The organism is Massilia sp. CT11-108 (assembly GCF_047302915.1).
In the GTDB taxonomy this organism is placed as follows: domain Bacteria; phylum Pseudomonadota; class Gammaproteobacteria; order Burkholderiales; family Burkholderiaceae_D; genus Telluria; species Telluria orientalis.
Map to the genome: position 1 here is coordinate 1 of NZ_JBKYMO010000953.1, position 1,140 is coordinate 1,140.

Below are 1,140 nucleotides of genomic sequence, written 5' to 3' on the forward strand. Positions count from 1 at the left end.
GCCGTGCACCTGCGTCATGCCGGCCGTCGTGGTCGTGCAGCCGGATCGTCGCGCCGGTGACGCCCGGCAGGTCCAGCACGCGGTCGAGCGCGCGCTCGGCCACGTCCTGCTCCGACAGCACCGGATTGATCGCCTCCGCGACCCGGTACAGCCCTTCCAGCGACTGGTACGAATGGGCGATGCGCTCCTGCTGGGCGCGCAGCTGCTCCGTCATGTGGATCGCTTCCTCGTACGTCGAGATCAGGAGATCGAAAATCTGCTGGCGTTCCGCCGTGATGAAATGGGTCTGGCCGCCCAGGTTGATCTTCATCCCCAGCTGCACCCGCTCGTTGGAGCGCAGCGCGCGGTTGGCGAGGATGAAGCGGATGCGGCCCAGCAGGTAGTCCGCCTCGAACGGCTTGCGGATGAAGTTGTCGGCGCCGCAGTCCAGGCCCTTGATCACGTCGTACAGGCTGGAGAGGGACGTGAGCAGGATCACCGGCACGTCGCGCACGTGCGGGTCCTGCTTGATCGCCTTGCACATCTCGAAGCCGTCCATGCGCGGCATGTTGATGTCGGTGACGATGAGCGTCGGCGGTCGCTGTCGGGCCGCCTCCAGGCCCGCGCGGCCGTCGGACGCGATGCGCACGCGGTAGCCCACGGTTTCGAGCAGTTGCGCCAGCTGGCGGGCCTGGGTGGCGCTGTCCTCCACCACCAGGATTTCGATCTCGTGGGAGGCCACGGTATCGCGTTCGACGACGTTGTCGGGAGACGTGCTCATGGAAGGTCCCCAAGGGTTGGAAATACGGATGACGGAAACGGCTCGACCGGCAGGCGTGCCAGCACCTTGCCGATTTCCGCAGGCTCCAGCACCAGCATCGCGGCGTCCAGCCGCAATGCCTCGCCGGGCATGCCGTAGACGACGGCGCTCGCGCGGTCCTGCGCGATGGTCAGGGCGCCGTGCTCGCGCAACAGCTTCAATTCGGCCGCGCCGTCCTTGCCCATGCCGGTCAGGAGGACCGCCGCGGTGGCCGGACGCAGTTCGGGATCGATGGCGCGGAACAGGTGCGACACGGACGGGCACATGCCGTGTTCCGGCGGCGCCAGCACGAGCCGGCCGACGAGCCCCGGGCCCAGCGTCGCCTGCCAGCCTTCCGGGAC

2 protein-coding genes are annotated in these 1,140 nt (G+C 68.4%); both read right to left on the reverse strand.

Annotation, left to right across the window (positions count from 1 at the left end; genetic code table 11):
* Positions 1-760, reverse strand: a 760-nt coding sequence (locus ACEN88_RS32300) for a response regulator (protein ID WP_413346305.1), incomplete at its 3' end; no start/stop codon positions are given.
* Positions 757-1,140, reverse strand: a 384-nt coding sequence (locus tag ACEN88_RS32305; RefSeq protein ID WP_413346307.1) for a chemotaxis protein CheB, incomplete at its 5' end; no start/stop codon positions are given. The genes ACEN88_RS32305 and ACEN88_RS32300, both read right to left, overlap by 4 nt.